Annotated in this window: 16 protein-coding genes; 12 read left to right on the top strand and 4 right to left on the bottom strand. The window is 72.4% G+C overall.

Features of this window, described 5'->3' with window-relative positions; translation table 11 throughout:
• The coding region (locus ABZ471_RS39530; RefSeq protein ID WP_359073561.1) for a methionine adenosyltransferase domain-containing protein at positions 1-300 on the top strand (300 nt) is incomplete at its 5' end.
• Positions 301-370: 70 nt separating this feature from the next.
• Here the strand turns inward: ABZ471_RS39530 and ABZ471_RS39535 are convergent.
• Entirely contained in the window at positions 371-1,174 is an 804-nt protein-coding gene (locus ABZ471_RS39535; protein ID WP_359073563.1) for a S1 RNA-binding domain-containing protein, read from the bottom strand.
• Positions 1,175-1,231: 57 nt separating this feature from the next.
• On the opposite strand from ABZ471_RS39535, the gene ABZ471_RS39540 reads away from it, so the two are divergent.
• Entirely contained in the window at positions 1,232-3,379 is a 2,148-nt protein-coding gene (locus tag ABZ471_RS39540; RefSeq protein WP_359073565.1) for a primosomal protein N', read from the top strand.
• A gap of 98 nt (positions 3,380-3,477) precedes the next feature.
• Here the strand turns inward: ABZ471_RS39540 and ABZ471_RS39545 are convergent, their stop codons facing one another.
• Complete coding sequence (locus ABZ471_RS39545) at positions 3,478-4,020, bottom strand: hypothetical protein (protein ID WP_359073567.1); 543 nt, start codon at positions 4,018-4,020, stop codon at positions 3,478-3,480.
• A gap of 267 nt (positions 4,021-4,287) precedes the next feature.
• Here ABZ471_RS39545 and fmt point away from each other — a divergent pair, with 267 nt between their 5' ends.
• The 10 genes from fmt (at position 4,288) to ABZ471_RS39595 (ending at position 14,147) form a co-directional block, all read left to right on the top strand.
• The gene (fmt, locus tag ABZ471_RS39550; RefSeq protein ID WP_359073568.1) at positions 4,288-5,220 is read left to right on the top strand and encodes a methionyl-tRNA formyltransferase; all 933 of its coding nucleotides are present in this window, start codon (positions 4,288-4,290) and stop codon (positions 5,218-5,220) included.
• 108 nt (positions 5,221-5,328) lie between these two features.
• Positions 5,329-6,747 carry a transcription antitermination factor NusB gene (locus tag ABZ471_RS39555; protein ID WP_359073570.1) on the top strand — a complete coding sequence of 473 codons (1,419 nt, stop codon included), beginning with the start codon at positions 5,329-5,331 and terminating at the stop codon, positions 6,745-6,747.
• A gap of 81 nt (positions 6,748-6,828) precedes the next feature.
• Positions 6,829-7,491 (top strand): GAP family protein, encoded by a 663-nt coding sequence (locus ABZ471_RS39560; protein ID WP_359073572.1) that lies wholly within the window; start codon positions 6,829-6,831, stop codon positions 7,489-7,491.
• A gap of 119 nt (positions 7,492-7,610) precedes the next feature.
• On the top strand, positions 7,611-8,297 hold the full coding sequence (gene rpe / locus ABZ471_RS39565; RefSeq protein WP_359073574.1) for a ribulose-phosphate 3-epimerase: 687 nt from the start codon (positions 7,611-7,613) through the stop codon (positions 8,295-8,297).
• A 90-nt stretch (positions 8,298-8,387) separates the two neighbouring features.
• Positions 8,388-9,431 carry a sugar-binding domain-containing protein gene (locus tag ABZ471_RS39570; protein ID WP_359073575.1) on the top strand — a complete coding sequence of 348 codons (1,044 nt, stop codon included), beginning with the start codon at positions 8,388-8,390 and terminating at the stop codon, positions 9,429-9,431.
• A 70-nt stretch (positions 9,432-9,501) separates the two neighbouring features.
• A complete protein-coding gene (locus ABZ471_RS39575; RefSeq protein WP_359073577.1) occupies positions 9,502-9,969 on the top strand; it encodes a ribonuclease domain-containing protein in 468 nt (155 codons plus the stop codon).
• Positions 9,966-10,295, top strand: coding sequence for a barstar family protein (locus ABZ471_RS39580; RefSeq protein WP_359073579.1), 330 nt, complete (start codon positions 9,966-9,968; stop codon positions 10,293-10,295). The genes ABZ471_RS39575 and ABZ471_RS39580 overlap by 4 nt, the downstream gene beginning before the upstream one ends.
• Before the next feature lie 133 nt (positions 10,296-10,428).
• The gene (locus ABZ471_RS39585; RefSeq protein ID WP_359073581.1) at positions 10,429-11,871 is read left to right on the top strand and encodes a GuaB1 family IMP dehydrogenase-related protein; all 1,443 of its coding nucleotides are present in this window, start codon (positions 10,429-10,431) and stop codon (positions 11,869-11,871) included.
• Positions 11,872-12,214: 343 nt separating this feature from the next.
• Positions 12,215-13,684: an amino acid permease gene (locus tag ABZ471_RS39590; protein WP_359073582.1), complete on the top strand. Its 1,470-nt coding sequence runs from the start codon at positions 12,215-12,217 to the stop codon at positions 13,682-13,684.
• Between the two features lie 10 nt (positions 13,685-13,694).
• Entirely contained in the window at positions 13,695-14,147 is a 453-nt protein-coding gene (locus tag ABZ471_RS39595; RefSeq protein WP_046726552.1) for an Lrp/AsnC family transcriptional regulator, read from the top strand.
• Between the two features lie 23 nt (positions 14,148-14,170).
• Here the strand turns inward: ABZ471_RS39595 and ABZ471_RS39600 are convergent, their stop codons facing one another.
• Complete coding sequence (locus tag ABZ471_RS39600; RefSeq protein WP_359073584.1) at positions 14,171-14,578, bottom strand: hypothetical protein; 408 nt, start codon at positions 14,576-14,578, stop codon at positions 14,171-14,173.
• Positions 14,579-14,643: 65 nt separating this feature from the next.
• Positions 14,644-15,384: a GntR family transcriptional regulator gene (locus tag ABZ471_RS39605; protein WP_359073586.1), complete on the bottom strand. Its 741-nt coding sequence runs from the start codon at positions 15,382-15,384 to the stop codon at positions 14,644-14,646.
• Positions 15,385-15,523: the final 139 nt, after the last annotated feature.

A 15,523-nucleotide genomic window follows, 5' to 3' on the forward strand; every position in this document is an offset into this window, starting at 1 on the left:
GTCGCCGCGGGCCTTGCCTCCCGCTGCGAGGTCCAGGTCGCCTACGCGATCGGCAAGGCCGAGCCGGTCGGCCTGTTCGTGGAGACCTTCGGTACCCACAAGATCGAGACCGAGAAGATCGAGAAGGCGATCGACGAGGTCTTCGACCTGCGCCCGGCGGCCATCATCCGCGACCTCGACCTGCTCCGCCCGATCTACGCCCAGACCGCCGCGTACGGTCACTTCGGCCGCGAGCTGCCCGACTTCACCTGGGAGCGCACGGACCGCGTGGACGCCCTGCGCAAGGCCGCCGGGCTGTAGGCCCGCCCGGCACGGCTCGCTCGCCGAGGCCCGGTCTCCCTTCGGGGGCCGGGCCTCGGTGTGTGATCGGTCACTTGGCGGGCGCCAGCCGGATCCGGCGCAGCGTCCGGTCGATCTCCACGATCCCGACCGCCAGTTCCTGCCCCTCGCTCACGACCTGTCCGGCCAGGTCGGAGACGTGGACCAGCCCCTCCACGGCCTCGCCGATCCGGACGAACACACCGAAGGGGATCACCTTGGTCACCGGGCCCGTCACGACATCACCCGCGCCCGGGGTGAGCCGGTCCCAGGGGTCCTCCTGCAGGGCCTTGAGCGAGACGACCACTTCCCCGTGGTACGTGTCGATGATGACCACCTCGCCGGTGACCCGCTGACCCGGCCGGACCACATCCTCGGGGTGGTCGATGCGTGACCAGGTCAGATCGGGGACGCGGACGAAGCCCGTCCCCGGACAGGCGGGGTGCGCGGGCTCGCCGTCCAGCCGGAGGAAGACCCCGAAGTTGTGCACGGCGGCCACCGTGCCCGTGACGACCTCCCCGCGCCGCGTGCTGCGCAGATACCGGTACAGGGTCTCGTCCTCGCATGCCCTGGCCGAGAGCGCGACCTCGCCGGTCGGCTCGTCGACACCGAGCACTTCGGCGGTGATCCGCTGCCCGACCGACACCACCTCCTCGGGGTCCTCGAACGCGGCCCACGAGAGGAGGTGCCGAGGGACGCTCCCGGTCGGCGCCTGCGGATCATCGCCGTCGAGCTGTACGAGCACGTCACCCCGTTCGCCGAAGCCGGCCACCGTGCCGGTCCTGACCTCCCCGTCGGGGAAGGCTGCGAGGCGGTCGCGGAGCCGTTCGAGCGGATCGGGAGCGGGTTCGGTCATGGCCGCGAGCCTAGGCATGGGCGTCCGTTGTCAGTGGCGTTTGGTAAGAATGCAAGCGTGAGCAGCGAGAACGGGTCGGGGGGCGGCGGGGGCGAAGGGGCGCCACCGGAGCAGCTCGCGTTCCTTCGGGAGAGTGTGCGCGGGGCCAAGGTGCCGCGGGCCAAGCCGCGGACCTGGCGGGGGGCCGCGCTGGCCGGGAAGCTGCCCGTCGCGCGGGTGCTCGTGGACAAGGGCGTGCTGCATCTCGACCGGTACTTCGACTATGCCGTGCCGGAGGAGCTGGACGCCGAGGCGCAGCCCGGGGTCAGGGTGCGGGTGCGGTTCGGGGCCGGTCGGCACCGTGTGCGGGAGGGGCGCCGCGAGGGCGGCGGGCTCATCGACGGATTCCTGATCGAGCGGCGGGCCGAGTCCGACTACTCGGGACCGCTGGCGGCCCTCGCCCAGGTCGTGTCGCCCGAGCCCGTGCTGAGTGAGGAACTGCTGGGGCTCGCGCGCGCTGTCGCCGACCGCTATGCGGGGAGCCTCGCCGATGTGCTGCAACTGGCCGTGCCGCCGCGCAGCGCGCGGGCCGAGCGGCGTCCCTCGCCCGCGGCTCTGCCACCGCCGGACGCGCCCGATGCCGGATCGTGGGCGCGTTACGAGCACGGGAGTGCGTTCCTGGAGTCGCTGGCCTCCGGAGGAGCGCCCAGAGCGGTGTGGAACGCCCTGCCGGGGCCGTTGTGGAGCGAGGAGCTGGCCCGGTCCGTCGCCGCGACGCTCGCCTCGGGACGCGGCGCGCTGGTCGTCGTACCGGACGGGCGGGCCGCCGCGCGGGTCGACGCCGCGCTGACCGCACTGCTCGGCGAGGGCCGGCACGCGCTGCTCACCGCCGAAGCCGGGCCCGAGAAGCGGTACGCGCAGTGGCTCGCGGTACGGCGGGGGTCCGTGCGGGCCGTGGTCGGCACGCGGGCCGCCATGTTCGCTCCCGTGCAGGATCTGGGGCTCGTCGCCCTCTGGGACGACGGGGACGACAGCCACAGCGAGCAGCACGCTCCTCAGCCGCATGCGCGCGATGTGCTGTTGCTCCGGGCCGCTCTGGACAAGTGCGCCTTCCTGCTGGGGAGTTGGAGCTGCACCGTCGAAGCCGCGCAGCTCGTGGAGAGCGGCTGGGCACGGCCCCTGGCCGCCGGACGGGAGCAGGTGCGGCGGGCCGCGCCCCTGGTGCGGACGGTGGGGGACGACGACCTCGCGCGTGACGAGGCCGCCCGGGCCGCCCGGCTGCCCACCCTCGCCTGGCAGGCGGTCCGTGAGGGGCTGCGGCACGGGCCCGTACTGGTCCAGGTGCCCCGGCGTGGGTACGTGCCGCGCATGGCGTGCGCCCAGTGCCGGGCCCCGGCCCGGTGCCGGCACTGTTCCGGGCCGCTGGAGGGGCAGGCCGCGGGAGCGCTGAGGTGTGGTTGGTGCGGGCGCGAGGAGGGGGCCTGGCACTGCCCCGAGTGCGGGGGTTTCCGGCTCCGGGCCCAGGTGGTCGGGGCGCGCCGGACCGCCGAGGAGCTGGGGCGGGCCTTTCCCGCCGTACCGGTGCGTACGTCGGGGCGTGAGCAGGTGCTGGACACCGTCCCGGGCACGCCCGCGCTGGTCGTGAGCACTCCGGGAGCCGAGCCGGTCGCCGAGGGCGGTTATGCGGCGGCCCTGCTGCTGGACGGCTGGGCGATGCTCGGACGGCCCGACCTGCGGGCCGGCGAGGACGCGCTGCGCCGGTGGATGGCGGCCGGGGCGCTGGTACGGCCGCAGGGGGAGCGCGGGACCGTGGTCGTCGTGGCCGAGCCGACCCTCAGGCCCGTGCAGGCCCTGGTCCGGTGGGACCCCGTGGGCCATGCGGTGCGAGAGCTGGCCGAGCGGGCCGAACTGGGGTTCCCGCCGGTGTCCCGGATGGCGGCCGTGTCGGGGCCGGCCGAGGCGGTCGCCGAGTTCCTGGGGACCGTCGAACTGCCGTCGGACGCCGAGGTGCTGGGGCCGGTTCCGGTACCGCCCACACTGCCCGGACGACCGCGCAGACCCGGGGCGCCGCCGCCCGGCGAGCACTGGGAGCGGGCGCTCGTCCGGGTGCCGCCGGGGAGCGGGGCCGCGCTGGCCGCCGCTCTGAAGACGGCTCAGGCCGCGCGGATGGCGCGGGGGAGCGGGGAAGCGGTGCGGGTGCGGATCGATCCGCCGGACATCGGGTGACGGTGCCGGCGAGGGGCGCGTCGTGATCACGGCCCGGCATGCGGCTGCCCTCCCGGAGCCTTCCGGGAGGGCAGGGTGAGGGCGTGGGGCAGCCCGGGTCAGCCGTTGCGCGGGCCGGGGAAGGCCGTCGGCCGGACCTCGTCGCGGAGCGTCGGGCTGCCCGCGGTCGGCTGCGTCGGCATGGAACGGGCCGCGGGCACCGTCGGGACCGTGGGCAGAGTGGTGGTCACGTTGAGCGTGCGGGAGCCGGTGGGATCCGTCGCCCGCTCGGTCTCGGCTGCTGCCTGGGTCGCGGCGCGGCGGGCGCCGTAACGGCGGTGCACCGCCTGCTTGGTGACTCCGAGCGCCGAGCCCACCGCGTCCCAGGAGAAGCCGAGCGAGCGGTCGAAGTCCACGGCGGCGGTGACCAGGGTTTCGACACTGTCCCGGAGTTCCTGGGCCAGGCGGACCGTCGGGGCGGGGGCGCGTCCGTAGACGACGAAGCCCGTGGAAGGGCCGGAGCGGCGCGGGCGGTAGACGTTGCCCAACTGAGCGGTGAGCGTGCGCAGTGCGTCCACCTGCCGGCGGACCCGCTCGATGTCCCGCACCAGCAAGTGCAGGCTGGCCCGGGCCTGGGCGTCGTGGGTTGCGTGGTCGGCCATGAACAAGCCTCTCGAACCGGCGTTGAAAGGAATTGGGCCGCGAAAGCGGCCCGATGTGGTCAACTCTTTCTTGACCAACGCGTATGCGCTCCGCTGGTCACGGGGTGGGGGCGTACGGGCATATGCGTACGCCCATCTCCCGCCCGCGCACTCCCCGTTTTGGCCGGCACAGAGCGTGGATGTCGTCCGCCAGGTCCTCCTTCCGGGCGTCGTCATAGACTTGTGCGTTGCCCGCCCCGACCCCGCCCGAGAGGCCCCAACCCACCCATGAAGCTTGTCTTCGCCGGTACCCCCGAGGTCGCCGTTCCCGCTCTGGACGCTCTCATCGCCTCCGGGCGGCACGAGGTGGCCGCCGTCGTCACGCGGCCCGACGCGCCGGCCGGGCGGGGGCGCAGGCTGGTCGCGTCGCCCGTGGCCGAACGGGCGGAGGAGGCCGGGATCGAGGTGCTCAAGCCCGGCAGGCCGCGCGACCCGGAGTTCCTGGAGCGGTTGACGGAGATCGCCCCGGACTGCTGCCCCGTCGTCGCCTACGGCGCCCTGCTGCCCAGGGTGGCCCTGGACATCCCGGCGCAGGGCTGGGTCAACCTGCACTTCTCGCTGCTGCCCGCCTGGCGCGGTGCCGCGCCCGTGCAGCACGCCCTCATGGCGGGCGACGAGATCACCGGTGCGTCCACGTTCCTCATCGAGGAGGGACTCGACTCCGGGCCGGTGTACGGGACCGTCACGGAGGAGGTCCGGTCCACCGACACCAGCGGTGACCTGCTCACCCGACTCGCCTTCGCGGGTGCCGGGCTGCTCGCCGCGACCATGGACGGCATCGAGGACGGCACCCTCAAGGCCGTTCCGCAGCCGGCGGAGGGCATCACCCTCGCGCCGAAGATCACCGTCGAGGACGCCCAGGTGGACTGGGCGGCGCCCGCGCTGCGCGTCGACCGGGTCGTCCGCGGGTGCACGCCCGCGCCCGGCGCCTGGACCGGCTTGCGCGGGGAGCGGCTCAAGCTGATCCAGCTCGTGCCGGTGCCCGAGCGCACGGACCTCGCTCCGGGGCAGCTGGCCGTCGGCAAGAACAGCGTGCACGTGGGCACCGGGTCGTACGCCGTCGAGCTGCTGTGGGTACAGGCGCAGGGCAAGAAGCCGATGCGCGCCGCGGACTGGGCGCGCGGGGTGCGCATCACCGAGGGGGAGCGGCTCGGGGGCTGAGGCGCCCCGCAGGGGCTCGGGGGCCGAGGCCCCGGAAGGCGGGGGTGACCGTGTCCCGACGTACGCTGGGAGTCGCACCCCCTCCTTCACATCCGGAGCACCTTTTTCGTGAGCGAGCAGTCCCGGCGGCCGCGCAAGCCCGCCAAGCCCTACCGCCGTCCCCAGAAGGACCCCGTCCGCATCCTCGCCTTCGAGGCGCTGCGCGCGGTGGACGAGCGGGACGCGTACGCCAACCTCGTGCTGCCGCCGTTGCTGCGCAAGGCGCGGGAGAAGGGCGACTTCGATGCGCGGGACGCCGCCCTCGCCACCGAGCTGGTGTACGGGACGCTGCGTCGGCAGGGGACGTACGACGCGGTCGTCTCCGCGTGTGTCGACCGGCCGCTGCGTGAGGTCGACCCGCCGGTGCTGGACGTGCTGAGCCTGGGCGTGCACCAGTTGCTCGGGACGCGGATTCCCACGCACGCGGCCGTGTCCGCCTCCGTGGAGCTGGCGCGGGTGGTGCTCGGGGACGGACGGGCCAAGTTCGTCAACGCCGTGCTGCGCAAGGTCGCGCAGGACGACCTCGACGGGTGGCTGGCGAAGGTCGCGCCGCCCTATGACGAGGATCCCGAGGACCATCTCGCCGTCGTGCATTCGCATCCCCGCTGGATCGTCTCCGCGCTGTGGGACTCCCTCGGTGGCGGGCGGGCCGGCATCGAGGAGCTGCTGGAGGCCGACAACGAGCGGCCCGAGGTGACTCTCGTGGCGCGGCCGGGGCGGGCCACCACCGAGGAACTGCTCCGGGAGGACGCCGCGGTGGCGGGGCGCTGGTCGCCGTACGCCGTGCGGCTCGCCGAGGGCGGTGAGCCCGGTGCCGTCGAGGCCGTGCGCGAGGGGAGGGCCGGTGTGCAGGACGAGGGGAGTCAGCTGGTCGCGCTCGCGCTGGCCAACGCCCCGATCGACGGGCCCGACGAGAAGTGGCTCGACGGCTGCGCCGGTCCCGGCGGCAAGGCCGCGCTGCTGGCCGCCCTCGCCGCCGAGCGCGGGGCCGCGCTGCTCGCCTCCGAGAAGCAGCCGCACCGGGCCGGTCTCGTGGCCAAGGCTCTGCACGGCAACCCGGGGCCGTACCAGGTCATCGCCGCCGACGGGACCCGGCCGCCGTGGCAGCCCGGCTCCTTCGACCGTGTGCTGATGGACGTGCCGTGCACCGGCCTCGGCGCCCTGCGCCGGCGCCCCGAGGCGCGGTGGCGGCGCCGTCCCGAGGACCTGGACAACTTCGCGCCGCTCCAGCGTGCCCTGCTGCGCACCGCGCTGGACTCGGTGCGCGTGGGCGGGGTCGTCGGCTATGCCACTTGCTCGCCGCACCTCGCCGAGACCCGTGCGGTCGTCGCCGACGTGCTCAAGCAGTACCCGGAGGCCGAGCTGATCGACGCCCGGCCGCTGCTGCCCGGTCTCCCCACGCTCGGCGAGGGTCCCGACGTGCAGTTGTGGCCGCACCTGCACGGCACCGACGCGATGTACCTGGCGCTCATCCGCCGCACCGGCTGACGGCAGGGGCGGCGGCCGCCGGGAGGTGGGGTCGGCCGCCCCCGCTTACGCTCGGGATGTCCCGACACGGTGGGGTCGCCCATGGTCCTCGATCTGCTGCTGATCGCCCTTGCCATCACGCTCGATCCGCTGCCGCTCACGGCGTTCGTCCTGGTGGTGGCCTCGGCGAAGGGTGTGTGGAAGGGGCTCGTCTTCATCCTGAGCTGGCTGGCGTGCCTGGTCGCGGTGATCGCCCTCGTCCTCGCCCTGACCGGCGGACAGCCTCCGGCACCGAGATCGACGCCGTCGACGGCCGCGCTCGCGGCAAAGCTGGCGATCGGGGTGGGACTCGTCGTCTACGGCGAACACCGACGCCGACGGATGGTCGCCGAACGGGCCCACCGCCGGGCACCGGAGCAGCCGAGCCTGACGTCCGAACTCGACCGCAGCACGGTGTGGACCTCGGCGGGCCTGGCGGTGCTGCTGCAACCGTGGGGCATGGTCGCGGCGGGGGCGACGGAGGTGGTGTCCGCGGACCTGTCCCACCCGGTGACCTGGCTGGTCCTCTTCGCCTTCTGTCTGCTCGCCACGGCGAGTCTGCTGGCCATCGAGCTGTATGTGGTGTTCGCTCCGGAGAAGGCCCGGCCCCGGCTGCTCCGGCTGCGTGCCTGGATGAAGGGCCACCAGCAGCAGGCGATCGTGATCCTCTGTCTCGGCCTCGGGCTCTGGCTCACCGGGAAGAGCATCTACCAGCTCACCGCGTGAAGCACGCCCTGCAGGCCGGTTGTCCACAGACTTCCGCATACCGTCGCACAAGTGCGATGAACGGTCTCACCTGTGGACCGGCGCGAACATCCGTGCGCCGGACATGGCAGGCTTGGGTCATGGCCGTGCAGATCAACCCCAGCATCCTGTCCGCCGACTTCGCCCGCCTCGCGGACGAGGCGAAGGCGGTCGAGGGAGCCGACTGGCTCCACGTCGACGTCATGGACAACCATTTCGTCCCCAACCTCACGCTCGGCGTGCCGGTCGTGGAGTCCCTGGCCCGCGCGACGGACACCCCGCTGGACTGCCACCTGATGATCGAGAACCCCGATCGCTGGGCGCCCCAGTACGTCGAGGCGGGAGCCTCGTCCGTCACCTTCCACGTGGAGGCGGCGGCCGCGCCCGTGCGACTCGCCCGGGAGATCCGCGCCAAGGGTGCCCGCGCCTCCATGGCGCTCAAGCCCGCCACGGCGATCGAGCCGTACGAGGACCTGCTCCCGGAACTCGACATGTTGCTGATCATGACGGTCGAGCCGGGCTTCGGCGGCCAGGCCTTCCTCGACATCATGCTGCCGAAGATCCGCCGTACCAGAGAGCTGATCGGCAAGCACGGCCTCCAGCTGTGGCTGCAGGTCGACGGCGGTGTGTCGGCATCCACGATCGAACGGTGCGCGGACGCGGGAGCGGACGTCTTCGTCGCCGGTTCGGCCGTGTACGGGGCCGGGGACCCCGCCGAGGCGGTGCGGGCGCTGCGCGCCCAGGCGGAGTCCACGACGGCCAGGGCCTCCTGGGCATGCGACCACTGAGCCACAGCTACGTGAACGGTTAAGTGGTCGGCGCCCATCAGGGCGGATCAGTTGCGCCGAATCTGCAAGGATGAACGGCGAATCCAGAGTGTGAACAGCAGTGAGGAGATCGCCGTGTCGGGTATGTCGGCGGGCCGGTCGGCCATGCGGATGGGACCCGCTGAGCTGGTGCAGGCGGCGGCCATGGCCCGCCGCTTCTACCTCGAGGGCAAATCCAAGATCCAGATCGCCGAGGAGTTCGGCGTCAGCCGCTTCAAGGTGGCCCGGGTCCTGGAGACCGCTCTCGAACGGGATCTCGTACGTATCGAGATCCGTGTGCCGGCCGAGCTGGACGCCGAGCGCTCCGACGCGCTCCGCGCCCGCTACGGCCTGAGGCACGCCGTCGTGGTCGAGTCCCCGGCCGATGCAGAGGAGACTCCCGACCCCGAGAACCTCGGCGAGGTCGCCGCCGACCTGCTCGGCGAACTCGTCAACGAGGGGGATGTGCTCGGGCTGGCCTGGGGCCGGTCCACCATTCACATGGCGGCGGCGCTCGACCGGCTGCCGCCGTGCACGGTGGTGCAGCTGACGGGCGTGTACGACGCCGGGACGGCGGAGCGCGGCTCGGTGGAGGCGGTGCGCCGTGCGGCCCAGGTGTCGGGCGGCGACGCGCACCCCATCTACGCGCCGATGCTGCTGCCGGACGCGGCCACCGCGGCGGCACTGCGCAACCAGACCGGGATCGCCCGGGCCTTCGAGTACTTCGACAAGGTCACGGTCGCCTGCGTCTCCATCGGCTCCTGGGAGCCGGGCATCTCCACGGTGCACGACATGCTCAGCGACGAGGAGCGCGCGCACTATGCCTCGCTCGGCGTCGCCGCCGAGATGTCCGCGCACCTGTTCGATGCCGACGGGCGGCGGATCGGGCGGGACCTGGGGGAGCGGTGCATCACGGTCAAGGCCGACCAGCTGCGCCGGGTCCCGGAGGTCGTGGCGATCGCCGGCGGGCAGCGCAAGGCGTCCGCGATCGACGCGGTGCTGCGCTCCGGGCTGGTCACCAGCCTGGTGACCGACACCTCGGCCGCCGACTACCTGATGACGGCGGGGCCGACGCCCAAGCCCGCGCTCAGCCGTGCGGACCCGGACGGGGCCTGAGGGGATCGGCGGGGGCTGACGGCGGGTCGTGACGACGTCGTGACGGGACGGCCGTGGCAGCATCGGCGGCATGCTGCTGCGGTTCGTCCTCTCGCCGTTCCCGCGGCGCGTTCCCCGCGCGTCCGCGGGGCTGCTGGTCCGTCTCGGCGTCGTGCTCTCCGTTCTGCTTTCTGCGGTGCTGACGGGGTGCTCGTCGAGTTCGGGTCCGGATGCGAGCCGCCCCGCGGCCGCCACGGCCTCCGCGCCGGCCTGGGCCCACGGCATGGCCACCGTGCCGGTGTCCCGGCTCCCGGTCGAGGCCCGGCGGACCCTCGCCCTCATCGACAAGGGCGGGCCCTTCCCGTACGCGAGGGACGGGATCGTCTTCGGGAACTTCGAGGGGCTGCTGCCCGAGCGGGGGCGCGGCTACTACCACGAGTACACGGTGAAGACTCCCAGCGCGAGCGGTCGCGGGGCGCGGCGGATCATCACTGGGCAGGGCGGGGAGATCTACTACACCGATGATCACTACAAGTCGTTCCGGGCGGTGCTGAGATGAGCGAAGACCTGGCGGGCCGGCTCGTGGTCACCCTCGACCTCGAGGGTGTCACGGACAAGGCGGGCCTGATGGACCGCACGGCCCGGGCGCTGGCGCTGCCCGACTGGTTCGGCCGCAACTGGGATGCCCTCGTGGACTCCCTCTCCGACCACACGGTCTGGCCCGAGGGCGCTGTCGAGCAGGGGCTGCTGGTGGTCGTGCGGGGCTGGCGGCCGTACGCCGAGGCGAGCCCGGGCGAGTGGCGCACCGCGCAGGACGTGTTCGCCGAGGCGGTGGACCGGACCCCCGCGCTCGCCGTCGTCCTGGCCCTTGGAGGATCCTCCTAGGGCCCCTCCGGCCAGCCTGGACGTTCTGTGGGGGCATGCGCGGACCTGGGGCATGGGAGAATGAAGTACGTGCTCTTTTCCCCCTGGCGCACCCGTCCGGGGGTCACCTCTGATCGACTGGGATGTGCGGCACGTGCGTTTCCTCAATGACATCCAGCCCGCGTACGACCTGACGTACGACGACGTGTTCATGGTGCCCAACCGCTCCGCGGTGGGCTCGCGTCAGGGCGTGGACCTCAGCTCGCCGGACGGCACGGGCACCACCATCCCGCTCGTCGTCGCCAACATGACCGCCATCGCCGGCCGCCGCATGGCCGAGACGGTCGCCCGGCGCGGCGGCCTGGTGGTCATCCCGCAGGACATCCCGATCGAAGTGGTCGCCGACGTCGTCTCCTGGGTGAAGAGCCGCCACCTGGTGCTGGACACCCCGATCGTGCTGGCCCCGCACCAGACCGTCGCCGATGCCCTGGCCCTGCTGCCCAAGCGGGCGCACAACGCCGGTGTGGTCGTCGACGAGAACCAGCGGCCCGTCGGTGTCGTCACCGACCGGGATCTGACCGGCGTCGACCGCTTCACCCAGCTCGAAGTGGTCATGTCCCGGGACCTGCTGCTGCTCGACGCGGACATCGAGCCGCGCGAGGCCTTCACCACCCTCGACACCCACAACCGCCGCTACGCGCCCGCCGTCGACAAGGACGGCAGGCTCGCCGGCATCCTGACCCGCAAGGGCGCGCTGCGCGCCACGCTGTACACCCCGGCCGTGGACGCGCAGGGCAAGCTGCGCATCGCCGCCGCCGTCGGCATCAACGGCGACGTGGCGGGCAAGGCCAAGCAGCTGCTCGACGCGGGCGTGGACACCCTCGTCATCGACACCGCGCACGGCCACCAGGAGTCGATGATCAGCGCCGTCAAGCTGGTGCGCGCCCTCGACCCGCAGGTGCCGATCGCCGCGGGCAACATCGTCTCCGCCGAGGGCGTCAAGGACCTCGTCGACGCCGGTGCGGACATCATCAAGGTCGGTGTCGGCCCCGGCGCCATGTGCACCACCCGCATGATGACCGGCGTGGGCCGGCCGCAGTTCTCCGCGGTCCTGGAGTGCGCCGCAGAGGCGAAGAAGTACGGCAAGCACGTGTGGGCCGACGGCGGTGTCCGGCACCCGCGTGACGTGGCGATGGCCCTCGCCGCCGGCGCGTCCAACGTGATGGTCGGCTCGTGGTTCGCCGGTACGTACGAGTCGCCGGGCGACCTCCAGCACGACGCCAACGGGCGCGCCTACAAGGAGTCCTTCGGCATGGCTTCCGCGCGTGCGGTGGCCAACCGCACATCGGAGGAGTCGTCGTACGACCGGGCCCGCAAGGCGCTGTTCGAGGAGGGCATCTCCACCTCCCGGATGTTCCTCGACCCGGACCGTCCGGGCGTCGAGGACCTGATCGACTCGATCATCGCGGGCGTCCGCTCCTCCTGCACCTACGCCGGCGCCGGCTCCTTGGAGGAGTTCGCCGAGAAGGCCGTCGTCGGCATCCAGAGCGCGGCCGGCTACGCCGAGGGCAAGCCGCTGCACGCCAGCTGGAGCTGAGCCGAGTCCCTTCCGTACGGCCCCCGTCGATCCCGGTTCCCGGGACCGGCGGGGGCCGTCGGCGTTCCCGGACGGCTGCGCGGGAGAAAGGGCACAAAGAGGGATCTGTGAGGCCGCTGTGCAACGGTCGACAGCCCGTGCGCAACAAATAGGCACCCCGGACCGATGAACGCAATGATCATGCAGGCATGCGCAAGGTTGCTGCATTACGCCCGTGAAGCCGCTCCTCATAGGCTGCTGCGCTGTACGTAGTGTGCCGGGGACTCCGCTCGGCGGGTTCCTGCCCTGGCAGACGTCCGCCGGTCCCTGCCCGCACTGACCGGCAGCGATAAGGAGCCAGCGAGTGCTCGACCAAGGCGCACCCCCGCAGAACCAGAGAACGGCCGCCCCCGCGTCCCCGGGCGTCGCCGCGCGCCTCATGCGTCGCAAGCCTGTGGAACGCCTGGTCGCGGAGGGCGGCCAGGGTGAGGGAGGGTCGCTGAAGCGGTCCCTCGGACTGTGGCAGCTGACCATGATCAGCATCGGTGCCACCCTTGGCACCGGCATCTTCGTGGTCCTCGGCGACGCCGTTCCGGAGGCTGGTCCCGCGATCACCCTGGCCTTCGTGATAGCCGGTCTCACGGCTCTCTTCTCGGCCCTGTCGTACGCCGAACTGGCGGGCAGCATCCCGGTCGCCGGCTCCTCCTACTCGTATGCGTACGCAACGATGGGCGAGCTGGTCGCCTGGGTCTGCGGCTGGTGCCTCGTGCTGGAGTACGGCGTCTCGGTGGCCGCCGTCGCCGTCGGCTGGGGCGAGTACCTGAACGAGCTGCTCGACGGCACCATCGGTGTCACCATCCCGCACGCCCTGTCCGCGGCCCCCGGCGAAGGCAACGGCATCATCAACCTGCCGGCACTGATCGTCGTCCTCCTGGCGATGGTGTTCCTGCTCGGTGGCGCGCGTGAGTCCGCCCGCGCCAACACGATCATGGTCTGCGTCAAGATCGCCGCCCTGGTGCTGTTCTGCGCGATCGGATTCATGGGCTTCAAGTCCGGCAACTACGCCGACTTCATGCCGCTCGGCATGTCCGGGGTCAGTGCCGCCGGTGCCACGCTGTTCTTCTCGTACATCGGCTTCGACGCCGCGTCCACCGCCGGCGAGGAGGCGAAGAACCCCAAGCGGGACCTGCCGCGGGCGATCATGCTGTCGCTGATCATCGTGACGGCGCTGTACGTGCTCGTTGCGGCCGTCGCCGTCGGCGCCTGGAACTGGAAGAAGTTCGACGGCTCGGAGGCGACCCTCGCCGCGATCATGAACGATGTCAGCGGCCAGACCTTCTGGGGCACCCTGCTCGCGCTGGGTGCGGTCGTCTCCATCGCGAGCGTGGTGCTCACCGTGCTCTACGGCCAGACCCGCATCCTCTTCGCCATGTCCCGCGACGGCCTGGTTCCGAAGGCGCTCGGCAAGGTCCACCCGAAGACCGGCGCTCCCCGCCTCAACACGGTGATCGTGTCCCTCTTCTGCGGTGTGCTCGCCGCCCTCATCCCGCTGGGCAAGCTCGTCGACGCCACCAGCATCGGTACGCTGTTCGCCTTCGGCCTGGTCAACATCGCGGTCGTCATCCTGCGCTACCGGCGGCCGGAGCTGGAGCGCACGTTCAAGGTGCCGTTCGGCCCGGTCCTGCCGGTGCTGGGCTTCCTGTTCTGCGCGTACAACATGTTCAGCCTCGACACCGTCACCTGGGTCGTCTTCGGGTGCTGGATGGCCGTCGGGCTCGTGTTCTACTTCGTGTACGGCCATCGCCGTTCCCGACTCGCAACACCTGAGAGCTGATCAACCGAACGTGCTGAACGATCTCGACGAACGCATTGTGCACGCCCTCGCCGAGGACGCCCGCCGCTCCTACGCGGACATCGGGCAGCTGGTCGGCCTGTCCGCGCCCGCCGTGAAACGGCGTGTGGACCGGCTGCGGGCCACCGGAGCCATCACCGGATTCACCGTACGGGTCGACCCAGCGGCGCTCGGCTGGGAGACCGAGGGGTTCGTCGAGATCTACTGCCGGCGCAACACCTCGCCGGAGACCATCCAGCGGGGTCTGGAGCGGTACCAGGAGGTCGTGGCCGCGTCCACCGTCACCGGCGAGGCGGACGCGGTCGTCCAGGTCTTCGCCTCCGACATGCGCCACTTCGAGCGGGTGCTGGAGCGCATCGCCGGCGAACCGTTCGTGGAGCGCACCAAGTCGGTGCTGGTGCTGTCACCGCTGCTGCGGCGCTTCTCGTCGGGCGCGCCGGGATAGGCCGCCGGCGCGCAGGGCGGGCGTCAGCGCGCCCGGCGGCCGATCGCCGTCAGCACGCGGCGCATGACGGCCGCGTGGCCGCCGCTGCCGATCACCAGCAGCCGGTACAGCTTCCCGGCCCGGCCGGGGAACGCAGCCCGGGTCTTTGCGCGCACGCGCGTGCGGCCCGGGCTGTCCGGTTCCAGCTGGAAGGTCAGCCGGTAGGCCGAGTAGCGGTGGCTGCCGGTGAGGACCAACTCCCGCCCCGGATCCGCCGCGGTCACCCGGAAGCCACGGACCGTGGCGCCCACGACGAGCGGACGCGGGCCGGACGCCGTCTGGTCCGCGGCACCGACCAGACGGGCACAGGCCGCCCCGCGGCGTCCGGCGAAGGACCGGCCCAGGGCCTCGCCGAGCGCCCGCCGGACGAGGACCGGACCGGCCGCGATCACGGTGCTGTGCGTGTCGGCGTACGGCAGTGCGGGCGTATCCGTCTGTGCTCCCCCGTTCGTCGCCCTCAGTCCGCCGTCTTGCGGGCCAGGGCGTTGTTCCCTATCGAATTGTGCACGCTGAAGCTCACCGCGTCCGAGCGGTAGCGGTCGTCGGACCACTCCACCGGGCGGCCCTCGCGGGTCGTCGTCACGCGGCGGACGCGCAGCAGCGGGCTCGTGCGGCGGACGGCGAGCAGTTCGGCGTCCTGGGCGCCCGCTGCCACCGCGTCGATGATGTGCTCGCCGTAGGCGAAGACCAACCCCGTGTCGTCGTAGAGCCGTTGGGTGACCGACGGGCAGTCGGGCTCGATCGCCTCGACCGCCGGCGCGATCCAGTCGGCGTACACCGTCCGCTCCAGCAGCACCGGCTCGCCGTCCAGACCGCGCACCCGCAGCACCTGCAACACCCGTGCTCCGCCAGACAGTTGGAGCCGTACGGCGTCCTCCTGCGTGGCCGGGCGGTACTCCTGTGCCACCACGTGGCCGGTGGCCTCGCGGCCCATGGCGCGCGCCCACTGGGCGAAGCTGCGCAGTTCCTCGAAGCTCTGGCTGCGGCGGCTGGCGAGCACCACGCGCCGGGCCCCCTGGCGGGAGCCGATCAGGCCCTCGGCGGTGAGGGCCGCGACGGCCTGGCGGACCGTGCCGCGCGAGACGCCGTAGTGCGTCGCGAGTTCCGCCTCCGACGGCAGCCGGCTGCCGACCGTGTACTCCTCGCGGTCGATCGCGTGCCGCAGTTCGTCGGCGATCTCCTCGTGTCGCGCCGTCATGCTTCCCCTCTGCGTAGGTCGCTGTGCACAGCGTGACCAGCCTAATCGAGACCCGGGCGTGATCTGTAACGGTCTGGATTGTGCAGCCAGATGGGGGCCAAAGTTTCGCTGAGGTTTACAGACAGGACACCGGCAACGG

The sequence above is a fragment of the Streptomyces sp. NPDC005728 genome, assembly GCF_040630895.1.
In the GTDB taxonomy this organism is placed as follows: domain Bacteria; phylum Actinomycetota; class Actinomycetes; order Streptomycetales; family Streptomycetaceae; genus Streptomyces.

Coding starts and splice junctions, on each gene's coding strand:
- ABZ471_RS39535 (WP_359073563.1), bottom strand. CDS start 1,174: ATGACCGAACCCGCTCCCGATCCGCTCGAACGGCTCCGCGACCGCCTC.
- ABZ471_RS39545 (WP_359073567.1), bottom strand. CDS start 4,020: ATGGCCGACCACGCAACCCACGACGCCCAGGCCCGGGCCAGCCTGCAC.
- fmt (WP_359073568.1), top strand. CDS start 4,288: ATGAAGCTTGTCTTCGCCGGTACCCCCGAGGTCGCCGTTCCCGCTCTG.
- ABZ471_RS39560 (WP_359073572.1), top strand. CDS start 6,829: ATGGTCCTCGATCTGCTGCTGATCGCCCTTGCCATCACGCTCGATCCG.
- rpe (WP_359073574.1), top strand. CDS start 7,611: ATGGCCGTGCAGATCAACCCCAGCATCCTGTCCGCCGACTTCGCCCGC.
- ABZ471_RS39575 (WP_359073577.1), top strand. CDS start 9,502: ATGCTGCTGCGGTTCGTCCTCTCGCCGTTCCCGCGGCGCGTTCCCCGC.
- ABZ471_RS39580 (WP_359073579.1), top strand. CDS start 9,966: ATGAGCGAAGACCTGGCGGGCCGGCTCGTGGTCACCCTCGACCTCGAG.
- ABZ471_RS39605 (WP_359073586.1), bottom strand. CDS start 15,384: ATGACGGCGCGACACGAGGAGATCGCCGACGAACTGCGGCACGCGATC.